Source organism: Bdellovibrio sp. SKB1291214, from assembly GCF_002209355.2.
In the GTDB taxonomy this organism is placed as follows: Bacteria; Bdellovibrionota; Bdellovibrionia; order Bdellovibrionales; family Bdellovibrionaceae; genus Bdellovibrio.
On record NZ_CP106855.1, the window covers coordinates 713,284 to 734,297 of the forward strand.

Here is a 21,014-nt window from a genome sequence, read left to right on the forward strand (position 1 = left end):
ACTATTTCGCCATTTTTTCAAAGTTAGTTGCTGCATTTAAGAATTCGATCAGGTGGTGTGCCACCTGATCGGGTTGAGATTTTATCGCCAGATGACCTGCGCCTTTTAAAACAATCAGATCTTCACAACCCAGATGTTTTGCAAAACCTCGGTAGGCCTCTTGATTAAACAGCAAATCACTTTCGTCAAAAATGAGACGGCATTCCCCACGATAATTGAACAGCTTTCTGTTCCATGCCTGCCAGTCTTCAGAACGCAGAATCCAAGAAAAATGATGAATCATGTGAGCCACGAATTGCAGCTTGCGACCTTTGAGTCTCTCCACGGATACCGCACCTTCAGATCTTTCATCCCGAAAAATCTGAGCCGCCCGTTTTAGAAAGCTTGCACCCATCGGAGTCGACAACATTATATAGATACTTTTCAGATTCAGTGGAATGGAGAAAAAGAATCTCAGTTCCTTGGGCATAAATTTCTTAACAGGATCCGTCACCATAGGGTTGATCAAAGCCATCTTACGAACCAATTGTGGATGCATGGTCGCTAGGCCCCAGCTTAAGGCTCCCCCATAACTTAAACCCGCGACGTGCACACGCTCATCTGGAAAGTGCTCCTTGATAAAGCGCGCCAGGACTTCGACTTGAACGGTAAAGAACAACTTATCGCTGCTCATATAGATATGGCTTAAATTAGGGATCACCACGCGGTAGTGTTGCTCTAAGTGCGCGGCTATGCCTTCCCAATGGTGAACGCTTCCGCCATAACCATGCAGAAGAAGAAGTATCGGCCCTGAGCCCCGTTCTCGGTAAGTGATCTTGTGAGACATCCTAGAAACCGTATCGGGCCTCGATCAAATGTCATGCACTGGACCTAAATCCAATTAGTTAACAAATGATTAAGAATTGGACGTGGGCGACACCTATGACTGCAGCGAGCAACGGGCGTAAAAAAGAACAAGCCCTATTGCTTGGGCTTGTTCTGGTTTTGATTTTGTTGATTTGAAGGGCGTTGGTTTTGCTGCTGACCTTGAGGATTTTGCGGCTTAGCCTGCTGCCCCTGTAGAGGATTATTTTGTCGAGCCTGCTGCTGATTTTGCTGCTTTGGCTGATTCCCCTGCTGGCGATTTTGGTTTTGGTTCTGTGGACCGCCACCTTGCTTTTGCTTCTGCTGCCCTTGTTGTTGATTCGAGTGCTGTTGCTGCTTCGCCTGTTGCTGCTTCGCCTGTTGCTGTTGCTTTTGCTGATTCTGCTGCTGCCCCCCGCCCTGTTTTTGACGGTTTTGGTTTTGCTGCTGATTTTGCTGTTTAGGCTGATGGCCCTGCTGGCGATTTGGATTTTGCCCTTGATTTTGACCGTGACCGCCACCTTGTCTTTGCTGATTCTGGTGGTGTTGCTTTTGTTGATTATGATGTTGCTGCTTAGCTTGTTGCTGAGGTTTCTCAGCACCTTCAACCTTATCGGCTGCCACATCAGCAGAAACGGATTGCACCGCCACCGACTCATCAGGTTTCGCATCCAATAACATCGTATCGTTAACCGCTTTAGATTCCGTTTGTTTATTCGTACGGAAGCCTCTGATTTTTTTTACTTGGTTTTCTGCGCGTTCAACTTGCTCTGTCAAATCCACTGTGACGTCCCCATAACAGCGGACCTGGCAGCTGAGGCGGCGGCCATCAATAAAATAGCTTGTACCGATCAGGCTTAGCTCTGCTTTACCCGGTGGCAAAACATTGTTGTCGCCATCTTTGATGCGAACACGGCATTCCGCGCAGCTGGGAACACCTTTACAGATCGAACGGATCTCAAGTTGATTTTCCGTAGCGATCTGCAAAAGACTCTTATCAGGAGAGCCTTCAACTTCGATATTCTGCGGAAGAAATTTAATTTTCATACTCGAATCCTCAATGGTGCCAGGCACCTATTCTTCACACGCCGTACCCTCAACGGGGTACCGCATACGTATTAGACGATTTTCACTTTCGCGAATTTTGTCTTACTGCCTTTAACGACTTTTCCATCGATAGTTGCAACAGCCAACTTAGCCTTCGCGTCTGTGATTTTTTGGCCGTCGATTTGCACGGCACCACCTTGAACCATACGACTTCCTTCACTGTTGGAAGTCGCAAAGCCAAGCTTCACTAACAGCTGAGCAACACCAAGGCCCTCAGCAGGGATATCATTTTTAGAAATTTCCACCGTCGCGATCTCGTCAGGCAAACCTTTGTCGACAAAGATACGGTTAAACTCATCTTCGGCAGCTTGTGCCGCCTCTGCCGAGTGGAAACGTTTGATGATGAATTTTGCCAATTCAACTTTCACTGTGCGGGGATGTTTTTTCTTATCCGCCACATCTTGTTTCAATTGGGCAAGTTCAGATGCTGTGATGTCAGTCAGTAGTTCATACCAACGATACATCAAATCATCAGAAATTCTCATCGTCTTACCGAACATATCTTTTGGAGTATCCACGACCGAAATATAATTATCCAAAGACTTGGACATCTTATTAACGCCATCGATACCTTCCAGGATCGGCATCGTCAAAATACACTGGGGCTCTTGACCGTAAGCGGACTGCATGGAACGACCGACCAAAAGATTAAACTTCTGATCTGTACCACCCAGCTCCACATCTGCTTTCAACGCCACAGAGTCATAACCCTGAGTCAACGGATATAAGAATTCATGAATCGCGATCGGAGTTCCTGCGCGGTAACGCTTAGTAAAGTCATCACGCTCAAGCATCTGCGCCACCGTATATTGTGCCGCCATCTTGATGAACTCACCCGGAGTCATTTTGCCAATCCAAGACGAGTTGTAAACGATTTCAGTCTTATTTGGATCAAGGATTTTAAAAATCTGTTTTGCGTAAGTTCGACCGTTTTCTTCGATCTCTTCACGAGAAAGAACTGGACGAGTCGTACTCTTGCCCGTGGGATCACCAATCGTCGCCGTAAAGTCACCAATCAAAAAGATGATATGATGACCCAGGTCTTGGAAGGTTTTTAATTTATTGATCACAACCGTGTGACCGATGTGAATGTCTGGACGAGTCGGATCAGCACCCAATTTAATACGAAGCGGAGTGTTCGTTTCTTTGGAACGCTTTAACTTTTTTAGCATCTCTTCATCATTGATGAATTCGGCGACGCCAAATTTGATTCTCTCTAATTGCTCTTTCGGATCTAAGAAACTCATTAGCGTGCGTGCTCCACAGATCTTGTTTCACGAACCACAGTGACTTTGATCTGACCCGCTTGTGGAACTTCGCGTTCGATCTTACGAGCGATATCACGGGACAACATCACTGCTTGGTCGTCTGTTACTTTGGCAGACTCAACTAAGACTCGAACGTCTTTACCCGCTTGAAGGGCCAATGTTTTCAATACGCCATCGAAACTGTTCCCGATAGATTCAAGATCTTCCAAACGGTGGATGAAGGAATCCATTTGCGGACGACGTGCCCCTGGGCGCGCGCTCGACAAGATGTAAGCCGCATGCACAATCCAAGCTAGGATCGAATGAGGTTTTTCTTCCTCATCGTGAGCACGGATCGCGTGGCACACGTCTTCAGATTCGTTGTATTTCTTAGCGGCTTCTGCGCCTACCAAAGCATAACTGCCTTCAGCTGTGTGATCGATCGCTTTACCGATATTATGAAGAAGACCCGCACGGCGAGCAAGCTTCACACTCACACCCAACTCACCCGCAAGAAGACCGGCGATGTTTGCCACTTCCAGAGATTGGTTCAAAGCGTTTTGACCTTGATAGTTACGGTATTTCAAACCACCGATAATTTTGATCAATTCTGGGTGCATGTTAGCGATACCCAGTTCCATGACGTGGCGTTCGCCTTCTTCTTTGATGGACTTCATTAATTCGTTACGTTGTTTCTCTACAACTTCTTCGATACGTGCTGGATGCACGCGACCATCTTCCATCAACTTCTCGATCGTTCTACGCGCAAGCTCACGGCGTACTGGATCGAAACCAGAAATAACCACTGCTTCTGGAGTATCGTCGACGATCAAATCAACGCCACAGTGGGCTTCCAAAGTACGGATATTACGACCCTCACGACCGATGATTTTACCTTTCATCTCGTCGTTTGGAAGCGCCAATACGCTGACAGTTCTTTCCGACGTGAACTCAGACGCAAAACGTGACAACGCTGTTGCCAAGATACGCTTCGCTTTTACTTCAGATTCTTTCTGTGCTTGCTCTTCGATTTGCGTGATTTTTTTAGATGCTTCGATTTTAGCTTCTTCTTCAATCGCTGTTAGCAATTGACGTTTAGCTTCGTCCTGGGACATTCCTGCCACAGATTCCAATTTCGTCTTCAGCTCCCCGATATGAGCTTCGCCTTTTTTCTCAAGCTCTTTCACTCGGTTTTCAGAGATGGCGATTTTTTCCTCGCGGTCTTTAAGCGTGTTCAAGTAACGCTCGTTCTCTTCCATCTTTTGTTTGAACTGTTGGTCGATCTCTTTCAGACGACGATCCAATTGAGACTCTTTGTTTTTCAACGTGGAGTTTTGCTTATGAATGTCGGCCTCAACATTTTTGCGGGCACGAGCTTCGAAGTCTTTCGAACGCGTTTCAGAATCTTTTTTGATTTTTGCCGCTTCAGACTTTGCTTTGTTAACGATACGCTCTGCTTCAACGCGTGCAGATTTTTTGCTGTTGTTATCTTGGATTCTTTTCACCACGAAAACAGCGACACCGCCCAAAATTAAACAGATAATGGCTGTGATTAAAATTTCCATCTCTTCCTTTTCTCCTAAAAGTTCCTAATGAACTTCGTACTGCTGACAAACCTTTAGACCCGACTCTGTGATAATGTAATCCATCTTCACATCATGGGCGTCCATCGGTAACGTCTGTTCTGAAACTTGAAAATCAAAACAGATACCCACCTTGATTCCTTTAAAGTGCGCCAGGGTTTTGTCATAAAACCCCTTACCCTTACCAAGGCGGTTGCCATTCTTATTAAAAACTAATCCGGGAATCAGCAGGCCGTGAATGCCTTTAAGATCAATGATAGCGGAGTTGGGATCAGGCTCCAAAACGCCGAACGCGCCCTGGCTAAAACCTGATGCAAAACAAAACTCAAGCTCACTCCCCTTTACTCGGGGGAAGACCCAGTCTATGTGGTCGATTTTAAAAATCTCGTCCACACTGGTTTCTTGAGCGAGAGCGCGATAAGCACCCCAACATCCGTCCTGCTTGGACATAAAGTCCTGCAGAAATACATTCAACTGCTGCTGGTTTTGAACAAGACCTTGCGCAAACTCTTGGGCGCAAAGAGATTTATAAAAGGAACGACATTCCGTTTTAGAGCTCCAAGAGGACATGGACACTCCAAGAGAGTTACAATCAAAGTTAGTTGTTCAATACCTTGTTGTTCTTGGAATTCTCGAGTTCCAAAGAAAGTTGCAACGTTTTTTCCTCGAGCTTATCGAGTTCACGTTGAGCTTTTCTTTTCAAAAGGATGAGTTCTTCCGCAAGATTCATCGCTGTCAACACAGCGGCATTCTGGAAGGAACCGTTTTTAGTAACGGCCATAGCTTGAGTCATTTTGTTATTAACAAAGTCGACGAGTTCTTGAACCGTAGAATCGTCGTGAGAGGATCTAAGTTTGTACGGGACTCCTGCAATGAGGAAATTAAAGTTCTTTTTCTCAGCAGTCACCGTGTCTCCTCTTTCAATCGCTAATGGGCTAAACCTTTTAAAACTCTAGAAAAAATCCTAGAACAACACTACAAAAAGTATAGCTATAACGAAGAGCGGTATTCAACAGTTTATTTCATAGTGCACCCGCACTACGGCTTCTTAGAGCAGGTGCATATAATGCCCAACTGTGGCTCGTTTGAGCACGATAGACTGCGCTTGTGAGTTGATCCCTCAAGATTGTACTCGATCACCTCTCGGAAGTTTCTCTTATACGACGCACTCATTCCATTCGGCTTTGTGTCAAGATAGGAGTAGACATCGCTTTTGATGGTCCCATTCAAAAGGAAGTTGTTGATGATCTCTTGCTTGGGATTCGTGCGTTGATTCTTTGTAAGTGCTAATTCCGTAAGCACTCCATCATGGGCGATCGTTTGAACCGATAATTCAACTTTCTGCTTTTTCAAGGAAACCTGTTGATATTTTAAGATCAGGTTCATCTCCTCTTTGTCCGCATTAAGGTAGTTCACCTTTCTTTGACGCAGCTGCGAGCGGATTGTCACAAACTTGTCGTCAGCGATTTCTTTGAGCTTGGTCAAATTCACTTTGAAGGCTAAGGCATCATCTTTGAGCTCCGGGAAACATTTCAGCACATTTTCATAGGAAACTGAAACCGGAGTCGTCGACGCGATGGGCGCCGCCCCCGGCGAAGTCGACTGCGCTAAAACCGCAAGTGGCCACAAAAAAAGAAAAGGGACGATTCTTATCATCCCTTTATCGAAACATAGATTTTGTTAACAGCCAAATTTATTTCTAAACGGCGAGGTCAGAATTCGGAGTTGTTTGTTGGATTGTACAAAGCTTCAAGAAGCTTTGGATCTTGTTCATAGTCATCATCAGAGAAACCCAGCTCACCATTGCTTTTCGCTTCCACTGTTAAGTAATGCAAAAACACCGTGATTGGCTTCTTCAAAGATACCCGCTTTGTTTCGCGAGAGGTCGCTTCTGTTGCCGATGGAACAATTGTTTTAATAGTATCCATCGTGTAGTTCTGATCTTTCAAAAGATACAAAGCTAAATCCAAAGGACGCTGCAATCGCACACACCCCGAGCTTCCGTGACGATTTTCTTCCTCAAACAAATTTCTTTCGTTCGTGTCGTGAAGGTAAATATTGAAGCTGTTGCCATCCAGAGGGAATTTTACCACCCCTAAAGCATTATCATATCCTGGCTTTTGTACGATTACATAACGTTGATTTGCAAAATCATCTTCGGTCACCGTAGCCCAATTAACACTTGCCGATGGTGTTACTTTACCGCCCACCATCAAGTACATATTGTGTTTATCGATATAAGTGGGGTCTTGTCTTAAGATTGGGAGCTTATCTTTTATCGCGATTGACGCCGGAACAGTCCATGTTGGATTAAATTCCACTCGAGAAATCTTTCTGATCATCAAAGGAGTTTTTCTAACATCACGTCCATTAATAGTTCTGAACTGCAGACGCGAGATCTCAGGACTCCAAGTGCCTCTGGAAGAATCGTGGGGATCACGGATGAAAAGATCATCATCTCGCAAAGTGAATTTCGTCATCGCTACATTCACTAAGATATAGCGAGTGTCTAGCTTACGCGGCAGCCAGCGGTACCTTTCCATATTAAGTTCGATTTCCTTAATACGTTGTTCATAAGGTACATTTAAATACTTCAATACTTTTGAAAACTTTCCACCGATACGACCATCGATTTTTAAAGAGCTGTTTCTTTGAAAATCTTTAAGAGATTTATCAACATCAGCATCGAATTGATCACTGCCATTGACCGGGACGTTATATCCCAGCTGCGCCAGCCTTTTTCTGATTGCAGGAACCTGTGGATGACGAACGCCAAGGTACAAATCTGTTCCTGGCGCTGGAATCACGGGCCATGTTTTATCTGGTATAGAGCGGAGTTTAGCCAAAGCATTTTTCAAATTTCCGTATGCGGGTATTTTTGGAAGTAACTCGTTGGTTTTTTCGATAAGGTCGTACTGATTATTTCTTGCAACCATCTTTAAGCGCAACATCAAAGCCGGCATCTGCCTTGGCTCCATTTCGATATTGTCGTCAAATTTGCGAGGATCAAAACGTCCAACATACACGTGATGGGCGTATCTCAGGTAGGCTTCAGAAAGCTTCACTTCCAATTCAGCTATGTCTGCCACTGCCAGATTTTGTGAATTGAACAAAGATTCAAGATTGCTATTCCAATACACATCCCAAAGACCTTGGTCAGGTGCCGCTTTCAAGATTTTTCTTAAAGCTTGAGCTTTGAAATTCGGGCGCATGGAAGAAGCGTCGATCCAATACGGTTGATAGCTTAATTTATCGTCGGAATAAAAACTGTTGAGCTTTTTCGTATTTAATAAAACTTGGTAGTTCGCAGAAGAAGGGTTGTTAACTTGGTCTTGAATCAAGCGTGACAACTGAGTGGCTTGGGGATCAGCAACCTGTGCACTGGAAAATAACGGAAACAGGATGATGATACCGATAGCTATCAATAGAATTTCGTTACTGCTGATGAAATCTTTGATTTTCATTGAAAACCTCACTCATACCAATAACTTCCAACTTCCGTGCCATTCCAGAAGGAATCTATTGCTTATGAGGTCTCCCGGGCCGAGAGGTAACAAATACCGTCAGTCAGTGTTTGGAAAATTCACCGTCTAAAAATGAGACAGTGATTTTTCACGAGGCAGGGAACCAATACCCGCAGTTGGCAAAAAAGCCGACCCTTAGCGAGATCGGCTTTCGGTTTTGATTTCAATTGAAGTTTTGCTGTTGAATTATCAGCGACGGGTCCCGGTTTGTAGGAATCGAACGACATCCACGTCAGGCGGATTGGCGATGCCCACTCCTGGTTTTGGTCCGTTCAGCTCCCCCAATGAGTAATCCATGCGAGCATCGTAGGTACGCTCCCATTGATAACGGAGCCAGCGTTCAGCGTTGTACCAAGCGCGCTTGTTTTGATTATCAGGACAAGATGCTAGTTCTTGAGGAGATTTAGCTCCCCAGCGAAGCTCGGCACAGTGATACGGATCGAAACTCATGTCGAAAACTCTTTGGCGAGCTTGTTCCAAATTCATTGTGACTGCTTGGCCGCGACTGTTGGTGTAAGAAAACTGACAAGCCCTTGCATCGCGATTGTAAATCGCTAACAAATCACCACGCAGGTTATTTCCACGATACACAATCGTGGGATCACCGACTTGGTGTCGTTGCACCATACTGCGAGTTTGCGTCAGCAAGTTCATAAAGGAAACCTTCAAACGAGCGTCACGGGATGGGGATGCAAATTGCTCCCACTCACCAGTTGTGCCATAGATATTTTGCGGCAGACGATCTGGATGAGGTTTATTTTGAACGCCAGAGCGAAGCGCCATATCCACTGCAACCACACGGTCTTTCATATTCACACAAAGATCAGCCACCATGCTTTGCATGTCAGCGATTGGATCAATACGAAGTTCGCCGTTTGCGAGCATGATACGAAGATATTCATAATAGTCGACGGCGCGGCCATTATAAACGAATTGCCCTTTGGACCATTGGCCGTCGGGATCTGGCTTTGTCCCATAGTACTGTTCAAGACTGTAGTAAGGAAGACTGTTGTTCTTAGCTCCCTCGACTCGCCCACCAATATAAGCCCCGCTGGAATCACGTTTTGCTCCCGTCAAAGTCAGCGGGCGGAAGTTTTTAAATCCCGCGCCTTGATAAGGGTTGCTGCGCTCGAATTTGGGATTGTACATTCCTGACGTCAACGTATTGTCGGGATGTGAATCGATATAATAAATCTGACCATCTTGTGTCACTTTGTAAACGATAGCCACGTGGCCATTCGGATCATAGATCACAGTTCCCGGTCGAATACTGAAACGAGTCAGCCAGCTTAACAGGATAAAAATCCGCATACATTTTACCATCTTCGACTCCCATCATGCGGAATGTTGCCGACAACGTAGTGTTGGTGATTGTTCCATTCAAAAGTGAAACGGCATTGGGATAGCGTGACGCCAGAATTCCAAAACCATAATCGAAGTCTTCAATATTATAAATGAATGCCGAACGGTTTCTGCCGTTACCGGCTATCACATCGAATCTGCCGGTCACGTAATTCCCATAAGGTGTATACCTAATGTCACCAGTATTTCCAGGGACTGGGCGAGCACTCACTCGGCTTGCAACCGACATCGGCAGTCCATTTTTCCAAGCAAAATACGAGCGCAAATAATAAGGAAGATCCGCACAGTCAGCATAATATGCGAGCCCTGAGGGGTCCGAAGAGTAATACGGGTTGGCATTGCTCGTAAGACAGCCCTTCACGGTATCGCACTGTCTATTTTCGACGGCTGCACCAATACGCGCGATGAAAGCTCCATATCCATCTTCGTCTTGTTGCGACCATTGCGTTTTTGTCACGCGCCAGTCTCTGCTCCCCGCATAGGGGCTGAACTGCGCCTGACTCAGCGCAGGCAAAACAATAAGTAAACTAAGGCTCAAAATCCATTTCATGAAACCTCCAGCAGTGCCGCGGGGCACTTTTACAATTCCCAACTTTTTGGGATGCCAATATCCACTTTCTGATATACGAACACTCCAATTTGTAATTTATGCAATTGATCTCTGGGGAGGACAATCCATGATGAGCATTCTTGGTAAAAGTCGCATCAGCACAGCATTCTGCATGCTAGTTGCCACTTTGACACTTAACGCATTTGCAGCTTCTCAATCTTTCGCTCAAGTGCAAATCACTGCTGTCGCGAAAAACCAACTTATCGTTGGCAAAACTTATTACATCGCTGCAGATAATTTGAACCTGCGTAGTTCAAATTCTACAACTTCCTCTGACAACATCGTAGGTCAGCTTTCCATGAATGATGAAGTTGTTTTGGTGAACGCGTTGAGTGCAGACACTCCTCTGGTTCAAATCAGATTGATCAAATCTAAATCAGTACCGAACAACGTTGCTGCACAATTGTTCGTTTCAAAAGACTACCTGTCGGATAAAGTCTACCAGGCACCTGTTGCTAAGTATTTCGTTATCCAAAACGTAGCGACTGAAAAAACTCGTGTTTACGAGCGTTGCACAGTAACACCAGGTTGCCCTCACAAACTAGTGATGGAAACAGATATGGTTGTGGGTCGTAACGAAGAAGGTACGAAAACAGATCGTTATGCTTACATGACGTGGCTGGGACACTCACGTATTGCTTCATGGGTTAAATTCTATTCTGACGGTATGCAAACTTACCCAAGCTGGTACACTGCGGGCCAGGATTTGAAATCGATCCCCTCTCCGATTTCTAAAAACTCTTCTCGCGTGATTGGTTCTCGTAAGTGGTTGACGAAAAAAAATGGCAAAGACACTGTTTATGGTGCTTTTGGTTGGTACGCGGCTAAGCTTTCACCGTCTGATGATGTAAATGGCGTCAACAGTCAATGGATGCACGGAACGATCGGTTGGGGTGTTGATGGTTCTGATGCTATCGACATCACTCGTGGCTTCTTTATGAACATGTTCTCAAACCCGGGCTCTCATGGTTGCACTCGCTTGGAAAATCGCGCGATCGCTTACCTTCGTGAGATCTTGCCAACAGGAACGGACATCTACCGCGTTTATGCTCGTGAATCGACTCGCGAACGCCAAGCAGTTCTTTCTGACGGCAGTGTGATCCCGTTGACTCGTTATAAAAACGCTTACAACAACCCGGCTCGTTGGGATTACATCTTACTAACTGACGGTGCACAAAAAGCCGGCGGCTTAAGTGCTGATGCGACAAACATCATCACGAAAAACATCCCTGTGATTCAAGGTAACAACTTCCTTGAACAAGGCAGCTACATGGTTGACCAATACCCTACAGCCACTCCGCTGAACTACAAAAACTCAGCAAGCTCTGGTAAATCGGGTGATCGTTACCGCATCGATGCTGGCAAAGAAAAAGCGCCTACTAACTTCCGTGGTTACTTCTTGGTGGATGAAGGTCGCTTCATTGACTATCAACATCCAGATGCACGCGCCGTTAAAGGCAAAGTGAAAGTCAGCGGTCTTCTTGATTTCAGAACAACTGTCCCTGAACAATTGAAAGCTACTGGCTATCACTTCCCTCCTGCTGTAATCTACTAGGGATGAATTTCCCAACTGACATCTGCATGACAGGCGCAACGGGGCTCGTGGGGAACGAGCTCCTTTTGCTTTTGTCGGCCCTTGAACACGTCGGCCACGTGACGGTATTAAGCCGTAAACCTCTGGGACGCTTCCCAGCTAAAATCGAAAACATCCTTTTAGACTTTGATAAGCTACAACACTATGGCAGCTCGCTGAAGGCCCACACTTTCGTTTGCTGCCTAGGTACGACCATCAAGGTGGCCGGCTCTCAGGAAGCCTTTCGTAAGGTCGATTACGACTATGTGATTGAATTCGCCAAGGTCGCCGAAAAAGTGGGCGCCCAAAAATTCATGGTGATTTCAGCAATGGGTGCTAATCCCGAATCATCTGTTTTCTATAATCGGGTTAAAGGCGAAATGGAAAGGGATCTGCGTAAGCTTGCTATCCCCCAAATTGAAATCTTCCGCCCTTCTTTACTGACGGGAAATCGCAAAGAGCACCGCACCGGTGAAGTGATCGCGCAAAAGCTAAGTCCAATCATTAATACTTTTATGGTGGGACCTCTTAAAAAGTACAAAGCCATTGCTGCAAAAGATGTTGCTAAGGCAATGGCTCTGGCGATCATGAATTTTAATGAAGGACAGTTTATTTACGAGTCTGACGAAATTCAGAGAATGTCAGACTCGATCAAATCAGACGTGTGATTGGAATAAAGAATCAACAAACTCTTGCGCCGAGAACGTGCGCAAGTCTTGGATACGCTCACCCACACCAATCAATTTAATTGGAATTTGCAGTTCTTGAGCAAGTCCTACGGCAACGCCGCCTTTGGCTGTGCCGTCCATTTTAGTCAGGACTGCGCCCGTAAGTTCTAAAGCATTATGGAATTCCTTAGCTTGCATCAACGCATTTTGACCCGAGTTCGCATCCAGAACGATCAATGTTTCGTGTGGAGCCTCAGGGATCACCTTGGTCATCACACGTTTCATTTTTTTGATCTCTTCCATAAGGTTTGCCTGAGTGTGCAAACGACCTGCAGTATCAACAATTACGATGTCATAGTTTTGCGCTTTACCTTTAGCCACAGCATCAAATGCTACGGCACTTGGATCTGTCACTCCTTCTGGAGAGAAGATCTCAACCTGAGCGCGATCCGTCCAAACTTTCAACTGACCACCGGCTGCCGCGCGGAATGTATCTCCTGCCGCCACCAAAACCTTTTTACCTTCAGCTGCAAGTTGAGCCGAGATTTTACCGATCGAAGTTGTTTTGCCGGCGCCATTCACTCCGACGATCATCAAAACCGTAGGTCCTGTCGTCGCGAAGTTAATTTTAGACAAGATCCCAGAAGTGGGAGCTGACGAATGAGAACCCGCAAAGATGTTTTTGATTTCTTCTTTCAAAGCGTCGCGAACAGTGTCGTAGTCAGCTCGCTCTTTACGAGACAATTTATCCTGTAAAGCAGCCATTAACCGTTGAACGGTGATAGGGCCTAGATCGCTTGTGTAGAGAATTTCTTCGATATCATCCAAGTGTTGGTTGCTGTCGCCAGATTTAAACAGACTGCGAATTCGGCCGAACAGATTTTCCTCTGTTTTTCGAAGAGCATCCGCCAAGTCCACTGATGGCAAATCAGAAACAACGTGTCCTGAAGAATCGATATGCGCGATCACGGGCTCTTCGACCGCCATCGTTGGCATTTCACGTTTTACTTCATGAGTAAGTTCTTTGTTTGTTTGCGCTTTTTGTTCAGAACGAATGCGCTTCCAAAAGCTAAAAAAGATCGCGCCAAAGATAACCGTTAAAAGAAGGGCCGCGAGCCCGAAAAGAAGTTCGATTTGTTGCTCATGTCCTGGTGACATAGTTGCTCCTCTGTCTGATCCCGCACTTCTAACTTATTATTGCACCAGAGTGAACACCCGAGGAGTTGGCCCCGAGCGTCACTTCATAACGCACTACCCTACCGGGCGGCCTTGGGCACTACGTTCCGCCGGCAAACATCCCAGTCCCACCAGAGTATCGTGGACGGCTTCAACTAAAGGAGTTTTAGGCTCATGCCCCAAAAAGCCAATCAGCTTGGAGTTATCCAACTTATAGGGCTTGGTCCAAAGGTATTTCATCTCCAGCAGCTCGCGAAACACAACCACAAAGGGCGACAACAGTTTAAATAGGAACCATGGGGCTGGTTTTATAACTGCGGGTTTTTGCAGATTCTGATTAATGGCCAGCGCCATCTGCATTCCATCATGATCCCAAGTACCACCAAAGTTGAAAACTTCAAACGCCTGCAATCGACTGCCTTGATTTAAAAGTTCAACCACAGTATTCGCCGCATCCGGGAGGTAAGCCCATGAATGTCCCACCCCGCTTTTCGACGGATTGGCTATCTTTGTGACAGGTTGGTTTGGTGTAATCATCCCTTGTGAAAACCAGTTGTTTCCAGGTTTCGGTCCAAAGAAATCACCACATCTGACAATCAAAACCCTGACTCCGTGTCTGGAGGCTTCAAAAAGTCGATTTTCTAGCTCTTTGCGGATTTGCCCCTTTCTAGTCGTAGGTTCTTGAGGAGTTGTTTCTGTAATATTTGAAGGGGCCTTATGGCCAAAATTATAAATGGTCCCTGGCAACACTATCCTTGCACCCGTGGCTTTGGCGGCTGCGATCGTATTATCAATCATCGGCAAAACCAGTTGGCTCCAGTTTTTGTAACCTGGAGGATTTACAGCGTGAATAATAGCGTCCACTCCCTTTGCCGCATTCAGCACGTCGGCGGCATTTAATGCATCTCCTATGATAAACTCGACTCTTTCAGCAAGTTTTTCGTTTTCTTTCCTTACAAGACCTTTTACCACCCAACCATCGGCGATAAGCGCCTTTGCAATCTCTCCACCGATACCTCCCGATACACCTAACACTAAAGCCGTTTTTTTTTTCATATGTGCCTCCATAAGATCAGTATCGTCCAAATCCGCATTATAGAAAATTGCATATCTTCGTATATCTGATATACAATAATGAATATGAACAATATCAGCTGGGATCTATTTAAATCATTTTTGGCAGTCGCCCGCGAAAAATCCCTCTCTGGAGCAGCTAGGTCCTTAGGAATTGCGCAACCTACAGTAGGTCGACACATGGATTTACTGGAACAGGGCTTGGGCACGTCCTTATTCACACGCTCCCCGAGCGGTTTCATGCTAACGGATGCTGGAAAAAGGCTAATACCTTATGCTGAATCCATAGCGTCGAATGCTGTGGCAATGGCCCGAGAAATTGCAGAGTATAGTGACTCAATAAAAGGCACGGTAAGAATCACCGCCAGCGACGTCCTTAGCGTTGAGGTATTACCAAAAATTCTTGCAAACCTGAGATCCGAACACGCGGGATTAAACATCGAGCTTGTGGCTTCAAACACGGCTAAAAACCTGTTGGACCGAGAAGCCGACATAGCTATCAGAATGTTTAAACCCACCCAACAAGCCCTGATTGTCAGAAAATTAGGAGAGACCGAATTAGGATGGTTTGCTCATAAATCTTATCTTAAAAAATTTGGAACGCCTCTTAACCAGGCCGATCTTAAGAAGCATGCTCTTATCGGATTCGATGTCGAGACAGATTTCATTCGCAGCTTCAAATCCAAAATAGGTAATATCGAAAGAGATGATTTTGCTTTAAGAACGGACAATGATTTAGTTCAGTTGTCAGCAATAAGAAGCGGTTTTGGAATAGGCATGTGCCAAACAAAAATAGCAGCCAAAGATTCAAACCTGGTCCGCATTCTACAAAAAGAAATCGGCCCCAAGCTAGGTTTATGGATGGCCATGCACGAAAACCTAAAAAGCTCCGCCAAATATAAAACCGTCTTCAACACCTTAAGCACAGGCATCATAAACTACTTAAACGAAAACCAATAACCTAAAGCTACGATCTCCCCCCCCCATCTCAATTCGCCCAACAACGATTCAAGGTTAACAAACCGAATCCCTCGTCAGGCTATCCCGAGACAGCTGACCAGGTACCTGCAAGCAGCGACCTCCGTGGGCGCCACGATGGCGCGCACTCGCCGCAGGCGAGCCACGGCTGAGCCCGGATGGCGTGTCGCGAAGTGCTGGTACCTGGGCAGCTGCCTCGGGATAGACTGTCACGCAGGGTAAGGTTTATTGTTGTTGAGCCATGCCGCGAAGGTCGGCTTGTTCTTTGTAGAAGGTCTTTTCAAAACGACGGAACGATTCCAAACGCACTTCAGAGCCCAACATGTCTTTCATGCGAGTCGTGTTTTCTTTCTCAAAGGCGCGCATTTTATCGATACCGTCCTTGATGAAATCTGGATGGATCTTATTTCTGCGCTCTTGAAGTTCTTTAACCAATGCGTTCGCCGCGGCAAGAACCTGCAACGATTTGTCTTCGTCAATACGCCATGTTTTTAGCAAGTACTGAGAAGCTGCTTTATAAAATTTTTGTTGGAATTCGTTGTCTGTATACAACGCCGTGAAACCACGGGTGTAAATAACCGCATCGGTATACGTGTCTTTCATATCTTCCGTTTGCGGAGGATTGAATTTACGACGTTCCAGATCAGCTGCTCTAGCTTGAGCTTCCTGTTGCGCACGAGTGCCTAATGGATTCGAGTCTTGGCGCACGCGATCCCATATGATCTCGCCTGCTACCATACTAAAGATACCGATGGCCACGCCTGAAGAAATCCATTTAACTTTGTCGTTTTTACGTTTCTTAACCAGGTCAGCGGGTTTGGCCTGAGTCGCCGCACTTTGTGAGATCGAAGACACTCGGCCCTCCACCACCTCAGTGATTTGCTCTTGGACTTTCTGCTTAACTTTATTCCACTCGCCCACTTCAAGAACTTGCACGACTTCTTTTTCGACAGCGACGTGGATATCGCGAATCATGCCGGCTTTTTTATTCATGATGTCTTCGACCAAGTCCTGTTCCATTTTGGCAAGGCGTTTAGACATATCAAGGCGCATCTCTTCCAAACGCTCTTCTTCACTGCGAGCCATCTGGGATTTTTCTTTTTCCAATTTCTCGTTAAGGAAAATCTTTTGCGCATCAAATTCCTTGAAGAGATGATTTTTCTTGTTCTCTACATCGGAGACTTCGATTTGCATCGCCGCTTGACGCTGTTGAAGCTTTTTAAGGGCTTCTTCGGTCGCGAAACTGCGCTTCGTATGTTCGTCAATGGCCGCTTTCAAAGAAGCCAATGAACGTTTATCAACGTCGATGTTTTCTTCAAGCTCCCGCAATTCTTTTTCTGCCTTTTCACGCATTTCTTTATACTGGCGTTCAGCAGTTTCTTTGCGTTCTTGATATTCGTTTTCAGCCGCTTCTTTGCGCTCTCTGAGTTCTCTTTCGGAATACTCTTTCAACTGGCGATATTCGCTCTCGGCCGCTTCTTTACGTTTAGCGTATTCGGCTTCGGACGTTTCTCTAAGCTCTGAAGTATCAGCCAAAGTTTTGGCCAAGGCCGCACGAGCAGTCTCTAGATCTTCTTTGATGACAGCAAGTGCACTTGAGTTCTTAAGAAGTTCGTCCTTCGTGGTCACCAACTGCTCATGAGTCTGCTGAGCTTGCATGCGCGAAAATTCTATAATGCGAACCGCTTCGTCTTTGGCGTCTCTAATTGTCGCCGCATTTTCGTTTTGAGCGGTTAGACGAGCTTGCTCTAAAGCTTCAGTCTTCATTTTTTCCGCCTGCAGGGTCGCCTCGGAAATAATGTCTTCCGCATCCCTTTTAGCTTTTTGGCGCAGAGATTGAACATAGACGTCAACCTCTTCACGAAGCTCTTGAGCCATGTTACGGGCATCATGCAAAAGCTGATGACCTTGGCGCTGGTAATCGGCAAGGATCGCATCCGCCTCTTTGTGGGCTTCTGCAATTCGTGTTTGATGGAAGATCTCGGCCTGAGCTTGGGCATCCCGAGCTTTTTGATAGATAGCTTGCGTGCGCTTCTCGGCCTGTTTTTCGCCTTCGAGGACGATTTGAGCCGCGGCACGTTTCGCATCATGCAGGATTTTTTCGGCTTGGAAAGGAGCCATGCTCGGGGCAGGCATCGCAATCGTGTCTTCATGACCTGTTTTTTCAAGGTCAATCACGTCCCCCTTAGGGGATTTCATAACGGACTTAGCTTGCGGCACAACCGGCACTATAGGTTCCGGTTCTGGCTCAAGCTCAGGCATTGGAGGTTGGACTTCGTCAGTTTCAAGATCAAAGACTAAGATAAATTCAGAACGACCCAGCTGGATTTTATCGTTGCTGGTCACGTTGACCGGAGTGCCTTGCACCATTTTATTGGAATTGAGGAAAGTGCCGTTGGAGGAGTTTTTATCTTCGATAAAGATTTGATTCCAACGGCGACTGACTACTAGATGGACACGGCTGACATGCGTGTCATTCAGAGAGAGATCACAATCAAGGGACCGACCAATCGTAAAAGAATCCTTCATCACCTCTTTGGTGATTGCTTGATCTTTTCGGTGGATGGTTACTGTAAACTTCGTCAACTTAACCTGGCTCCCTGGCTAAGTCCCTTCATTCTTAGAGACTAAGCACCCCGCGCTACTGCTGGAGCCTTGGCGATTTCTTTATTCAAAGCATCTTCTGCCAAAGCTTCCACTGCATCACGGTGTTCATCAAATGGTTTATCGTGATCCGGATAATTGTTGTTATCGGCACGGTACCACAATTGATCAAGGGCACTTTCGAAACGATCTACCATCGCGACGTAAGACCGGTCTGGGCTGAACATCGTATTTGTAATATGTGAAAGCAATGAAAACACGATACCTGCGATAGAAGTTCCCATCGCAAAGGAAATCTCGTGAAGGAAGCGATCCATAATGTTCTTAGTTCCCTCAAGGTCCTGCATATTCATCGTACCAAGCTCTTGAAGACCGCCCGCGATACCGATGAAAGTCCCGAGGATACCACCGATGACGAATAACCCAGGCAAAAGGCTAATTAAATCATTCACTCCCGCCATCGGCAAAATACCGAATACACGGTTGAAGCATGGATTATGGGCGAAAGTCGCTTTAGTGATATTAATAAGCTTTGGATTTTCTTCCGTCCATTTCAAGAACTTCAACTGCTTCAAGATATCTTTAACCAACCAAGCACAACCCTGGCGGATTAAGAAAATACGATCGCTCAAAGACATCACAGAGTCTGGCTTACGACGCTTCATACGATCGCGAACTTCGAAAGTTTCGTAATAAGTTCTTTCAAGCATACGTTTCGCAAGCACATAGAAAGAAACGTCTTTCACTTTGCCTGGAACTTCTGCATGCATATAACGATTCACGCGTTTTTCAAATTCAACCGCGAACCATTCATGACGACGAACTGTAAAGTAGATCACGCCGCGCAGGAACATTCCTACCACAAACACCGCTGCCATCGCATATGGCAAACCAATGATAAAATATTGAGCTATTGCAGCCTTATTCACGTCCCACCCCTTTTATTTCTTTTGATCCATAGAGAAACGGATAATAACCCGCTGAGCTTTTTTACAGTCATTTTGCTTACAGAATTCAGCCGCCGTAGCAACGCCACGGTTCTGAACCTTCATGACTTCCAGGAAGCTTCGTCCTGAGACCTTCATTAAACCCATCAACTGTTTTTGATGTTCGAACCGCACATTGTCTTCATCCAACATATAGTTGAAGATCGACTTTGCACGACGGTATGAAAGGTCCATGTTATACTTCAATGCTTCTTTATCCCCTGGCTTATTACTCTTAGGATCGATGAAACGACCTTGGTAAGTCGGAGACGCGAAACCCACGATCTCAACCGCAGAAACTTTGTCTGAGATTTTAGGATTTCCGAACAATGAACGAGAATAGATTGGCATCGCTTTTTCAATGACACCCTTCATTTCACGTTTCAATTTATCTGAGTCATTATCGAAGTACTGTTGACCGAAATCCAAGACCACATCACCCGTCTGGCCATCGATCTCAGCTTTGATACCTGCTTTCGCAAAACCTTTACTGATCTCATTGGCAACCGATTTACGAGCTTCGATCTCGGCACGAGCCGCCGCCAATTGACCTTCGGTTTCGCCCAGCTTCCCTTTCAAGTTACCGAGTTCACCTTTAAGGTTACCCACTTGCCCTTGAAGCTGACCCAATTGACCTTTTGTCTGACCGAGTTCGCCTTTTGTTGCTTCAAGTTGTCCACTTGTTGCAGCCAAGGCTCCTTTAGTATTCATCAATTCACTGTTAACAGCACCAAGTTGGCCTTTAACTTCGCCGAGCTGTCCTTGAAGACCGCGGGCTTCGCCTTCTTTCTGAGCTAGCAAACCTTTAGTTTTATTAAGATCGCTTTGAGTTTGACCCAATTGCGCATTTGCCTGTTGCAACTGCGCTGTGTACTGAGCATTTACATTGCTTAAATGCGAAATTTTACTATTGGCTTCAGCTTGTGCCGCTGCCATTTGCTTTTCGTACTTAGCTTTGTTCATTTTGTTGGCTTTATAAGCCCACTTCAACTCCGCTTGACGCTTTTGCAGTTTATCTTCAGCTGCAGCGATCTGCTGCTCCCCCTGAGCAATCAACTGTTTCTTTTGCGCGATGTCTTTGTTCAAATCCGTGATTTGATTTTCTTGATCATCGATCGTCACGTCTTGATCTTTGATCAAGTCATCACGATTGATGATTTTTGCTTTAGCCATTTTATTGGCATTCATCACGTTACGAACCATCTGTTGATACTTATTAAGTGCTTTGGCTTTTTTGTCGTTCTCCAAAGCTTGCTGAACGAGTTTATCTTTCTCGCTCTTAGCATCTTCCTGAAGAAGCGTCAGCTTATCCATAAGCTCTTGATATTCTTGCGCCTCATCTTTAGGCGCTTGATTAGCTATATAGTCATTCTTCACCGACTCATACATATTGAGTTGATGTTGAAGTTCTTCGACTTGCATCGATAGCTTTTGATTTTCGATCTGCCCTCTCAGAGCATCAGTTCCAGTTCGTAAACTTGCTACAACATATAGAAGTAGAAAGATCGTACTTAATCCTAAGAATAAGTCTGAATATGATGTCCAGAAGCTGTCACCACCACCGTCGTGACCTTTGTGTTTTTCATAATTGAACGACATAACAAACACACCCCACTGCAGCTAAAAGCTTAGCAGGGACTAAATCTGAGTGGGTGTATCATTTGTAGAAATCCCGACCT

The 21,014-nt window shown here is 45.6% G+C and carries 18 protein-coding genes; 3 read left to right on the forward strand and 15 right to left on the reverse strand.

Annotated features, from left to right (window positions below):
• Position 1: 1 nt before the first annotated feature.
• From B9G69_RS03545 to B9G69_RS03590, 10 genes are all read right to left on the reverse strand, one after another.
• Positions 2-826: an alpha/beta fold hydrolase gene (locus tag B9G69_RS03545; RefSeq protein WP_088616881.1), complete on the reverse strand. Its 825-nt coding sequence runs from the start codon at positions 824-826 to the stop codon at positions 2-4.
• A gap of 134 nt (positions 827-960) precedes the next feature.
• Positions 961-1,890 (reverse strand): 2Fe-2S iron-sulfur cluster-binding protein, encoded by a 930-nt coding sequence (locus B9G69_RS03550; RefSeq protein ID WP_088616880.1) that lies wholly within the window; start codon positions 1,888-1,890, stop codon positions 961-963.
• 71 nt (positions 1,891-1,961) lie between these two features.
• Complete coding sequence (tyrS, locus tag B9G69_RS03555) at positions 1,962-3,197, reverse strand: tyrosine--tRNA ligase (RefSeq protein ID WP_088616879.1); 1,236 nt, start codon at positions 3,195-3,197, stop codon at positions 1,962-1,964.
• The gene (gene rny / locus B9G69_RS03560; RefSeq protein WP_088616878.1) at positions 3,197-4,762 is read right to left on the reverse strand and encodes a ribonuclease Y; all 1,566 of its coding nucleotides are present in this window, start codon (positions 4,760-4,762) and stop codon (positions 3,197-3,199) included. Before rny ends, tyrS begins: the two co-directional genes overlap by 1 nt.
• A 24-nt stretch (positions 4,763-4,786) precedes the next feature.
• Positions 4,787-5,350, reverse strand: a complete 564-nt coding sequence (locus tag B9G69_RS03565; protein WP_254917018.1) for a 5-formyltetrahydrofolate cyclo-ligase — start codon at positions 5,348-5,350, stop codon at positions 4,787-4,789.
• Positions 5,351-5,378: 28 nt separating this feature from the next.
• Positions 5,379-5,687: a cell division protein ZapA gene (locus tag B9G69_RS03570; protein WP_088616876.1), complete on the reverse strand. Its 309-nt coding sequence runs from the start codon at positions 5,685-5,687 to the stop codon at positions 5,379-5,381.
• Positions 5,688-5,818: 131 nt separating this feature from the next.
• The gene (locus B9G69_RS03575; RefSeq protein WP_254917017.1) at positions 5,819-6,436 is read right to left on the reverse strand and encodes a hypothetical protein; all 618 of its coding nucleotides are present in this window, start codon (positions 6,434-6,436) and stop codon (positions 5,819-5,821) included.
• Positions 6,437-6,492: 56 nt separating this feature from the next.
• A complete protein-coding gene (locus B9G69_RS03580; RefSeq protein WP_088616875.1) occupies positions 6,493-8,244 on the reverse strand; it encodes a L,D-transpeptidase family protein in 1,752 nt (583 codons plus the stop codon).
• A gap of 249 nt (positions 8,245-8,493) precedes the next feature.
• Positions 8,494-9,615 carry a hypothetical protein gene (locus B9G69_RS03585; RefSeq protein WP_265437954.1) on the reverse strand — a complete coding sequence of 374 codons (1,122 nt, stop codon included), beginning with the start codon at positions 9,613-9,615 and terminating at the stop codon, positions 8,494-8,496.
• Positions 9,548-10,216: a hypothetical protein gene (locus B9G69_RS03590; RefSeq protein WP_265437955.1), complete on the reverse strand. Its 669-nt coding sequence runs from the start codon at positions 10,214-10,216 to the stop codon at positions 9,548-9,550. Before B9G69_RS03590 ends, B9G69_RS03585 begins: the two co-directional genes overlap by 68 nt.
• 127 nt (positions 10,217-10,343) lie before the next feature.
• Between B9G69_RS03590 and B9G69_RS03595 the strand changes: the two genes are divergently transcribed.
• Together B9G69_RS03595 and B9G69_RS03600 are read left to right on the forward strand one after the other, a co-directional pair.
• Entirely contained in the window at positions 10,344-11,831 is a 1,488-nt protein-coding gene (locus B9G69_RS03595) for a L,D-transpeptidase (RefSeq protein WP_088616873.1), read from the forward strand.
• A 2-nt stretch (positions 11,832-11,833) separates the two neighbouring features.
• Positions 11,834-12,517 (forward strand): NAD(P)H-binding protein, encoded by a 684-nt coding sequence (locus tag B9G69_RS03600; protein WP_088616872.1) that lies wholly within the window; start codon positions 11,834-11,836, stop codon positions 12,515-12,517.
• Here B9G69_RS03600 and ftsY read toward each other — a convergent pair.
• Both ftsY and B9G69_RS03610 read right to left on the reverse strand, forming a co-directional pair.
• Complete coding sequence (gene ftsY, locus B9G69_RS03605; RefSeq protein ID WP_088616871.1) at positions 12,506-13,675, reverse strand: signal recognition particle-docking protein FtsY; 1,170 nt, start codon at positions 13,673-13,675, stop codon at positions 12,506-12,508. The genes B9G69_RS03600 and ftsY overlap by 12 nt on opposite strands.
• A 93-nt stretch (positions 13,676-13,768) precedes the next feature.
• Complete coding sequence (locus B9G69_RS03610) at positions 13,769-14,749, reverse strand: NAD-dependent epimerase/dehydratase family protein (protein ID WP_088616870.1); 981 nt, start codon at positions 14,747-14,749, stop codon at positions 13,769-13,771.
• A gap of 84 nt (positions 14,750-14,833) precedes the next feature.
• Here B9G69_RS03610 and B9G69_RS03615 point away from each other — a divergent pair, with 84 nt between their 5' ends.
• Positions 14,834-15,727, forward strand: a complete 894-nt coding sequence (locus tag B9G69_RS03615; RefSeq protein ID WP_217897734.1) for a LysR family transcriptional regulator — start codon at positions 14,834-14,836, stop codon at positions 15,725-15,727.
• A gap of 243 nt (positions 15,728-15,970) precedes the next feature.
• On the opposite strand, the gene B9G69_RS03620 is transcribed toward B9G69_RS03615, so the two are convergent.
• From B9G69_RS03620 to B9G69_RS03630, 3 genes are read right to left on the reverse strand one after another with little or no spacing between them, the layout of a single operon-like run.
• Positions 15,971-18,331: an FHA domain-containing protein gene (locus B9G69_RS03620; RefSeq protein ID WP_088617387.1), complete on the reverse strand. Its 2,361-nt coding sequence runs from the start codon at positions 18,329-18,331 to the stop codon at positions 15,971-15,973.
• A gap of 41 nt (positions 18,332-18,372) precedes the next feature.
• A complete protein-coding gene (locus tag B9G69_RS03625) occupies positions 18,373-19,278 on the reverse strand; it encodes a hypothetical protein (protein ID WP_254917117.1) in 906 nt (301 codons plus the stop codon).
• A gap of 12 nt (positions 19,279-19,290) precedes the next feature.
• Positions 19,291-20,934: a microtubule-binding protein gene (locus B9G69_RS03630; RefSeq protein ID WP_088617386.1), complete on the reverse strand. Its 1,644-nt coding sequence runs from the start codon at positions 20,932-20,934 to the stop codon at positions 19,291-19,293.
• Between the last annotated feature and the right edge of the window lie 80 nt (positions 20,935-21,014).

Excerpts from the sequence above, each read along its gene's own strand:
- B9G69_RS03545 (WP_088616881.1), bottom strand. The coding sequence starts at position 826 with ATGTCTCACAAGATCACTTACCGAGAACGGGGCTCAGGGCCGATACTT.
- B9G69_RS03550 (WP_088616880.1), bottom strand. The coding sequence starts at position 1,890 with ATGAAAATTAAATTTCTTCCGCAGAATATCGAAGTTGAAGGCTCTCCT.
- tyrS (WP_088616879.1), bottom strand. The coding sequence starts at position 3,197 with ATGAGTTTCTTAGATCCGAAAGAGCAATTAGAGAGAATCAAATTTGGC.
- rny (WP_088616878.1), bottom strand. The coding sequence starts at position 4,762 with ATGGAAATTTTAATCACAGCCATTATCTGTTTAATTTTGGGCGGTGTC.
- B9G69_RS03565 (WP_254917018.1), bottom strand. The coding sequence starts at position 5,350 with ATGTCCTCTTGGAGCTCTAAAACGGAATGTCGTTCCTTTTATAAATCT.
- B9G69_RS03575 (WP_254917017.1), bottom strand. The coding sequence starts at position 6,436 with ATGATAAGAATCGTCCCTTTTCTTTTTTTGTGGCCACTTGCGGTTTTA.
- B9G69_RS03580 (WP_088616875.1), bottom strand. The coding sequence starts at position 8,244 with ATGAAAATCAAAGATTTCATCAGCAGTAACGAAATTCTATTGATAGCT.
- B9G69_RS03585 (WP_265437954.1), bottom strand. The coding sequence starts at position 9,615 with ATGCGGATTTTTATCCTGTTAAGCTGGCTGACTCGTTTCAGTATTCGA.
- B9G69_RS03590 (WP_265437955.1), bottom strand. The coding sequence starts at position 10,216 with ATGAAATGGATTTTGAGCCTTAGTTTACTTATTGTTTTGCCTGCGCTG.
- B9G69_RS03595 (WP_088616873.1), top strand. The coding sequence starts at position 10,344 with ATGATGAGCATTCTTGGTAAAAGTCGCATCAGCACAGCATTCTGCATG.
- B9G69_RS03600 (WP_088616872.1), top strand. The coding sequence starts at position 11,834 with ATGAATTTCCCAACTGACATCTGCATGACAGGCGCAACGGGGCTCGTG.
- ftsY (WP_088616871.1), bottom strand. The coding sequence starts at position 13,675 with ATGTCACCAGGACATGAGCAACAAATCGAACTTCTTTTCGGGCTCGCG.
- B9G69_RS03610 (WP_088616870.1), bottom strand. The coding sequence starts at position 14,749 with ATGAAAAAAAAAACGGCTTTAGTGTTAGGTGTATCGGGAGGTATCGGT.
- B9G69_RS03615 (WP_217897734.1), top strand. The coding sequence starts at position 14,834 with ATGAACAATATCAGCTGGGATCTATTTAAATCATTTTTGGCAGTCGCC.
- B9G69_RS03630 (WP_088617386.1), bottom strand. The coding sequence starts at position 20,934 with ATGTCGTTCAATTATGAAAAACACAAAGGTCACGACGGTGGTGGTGAC.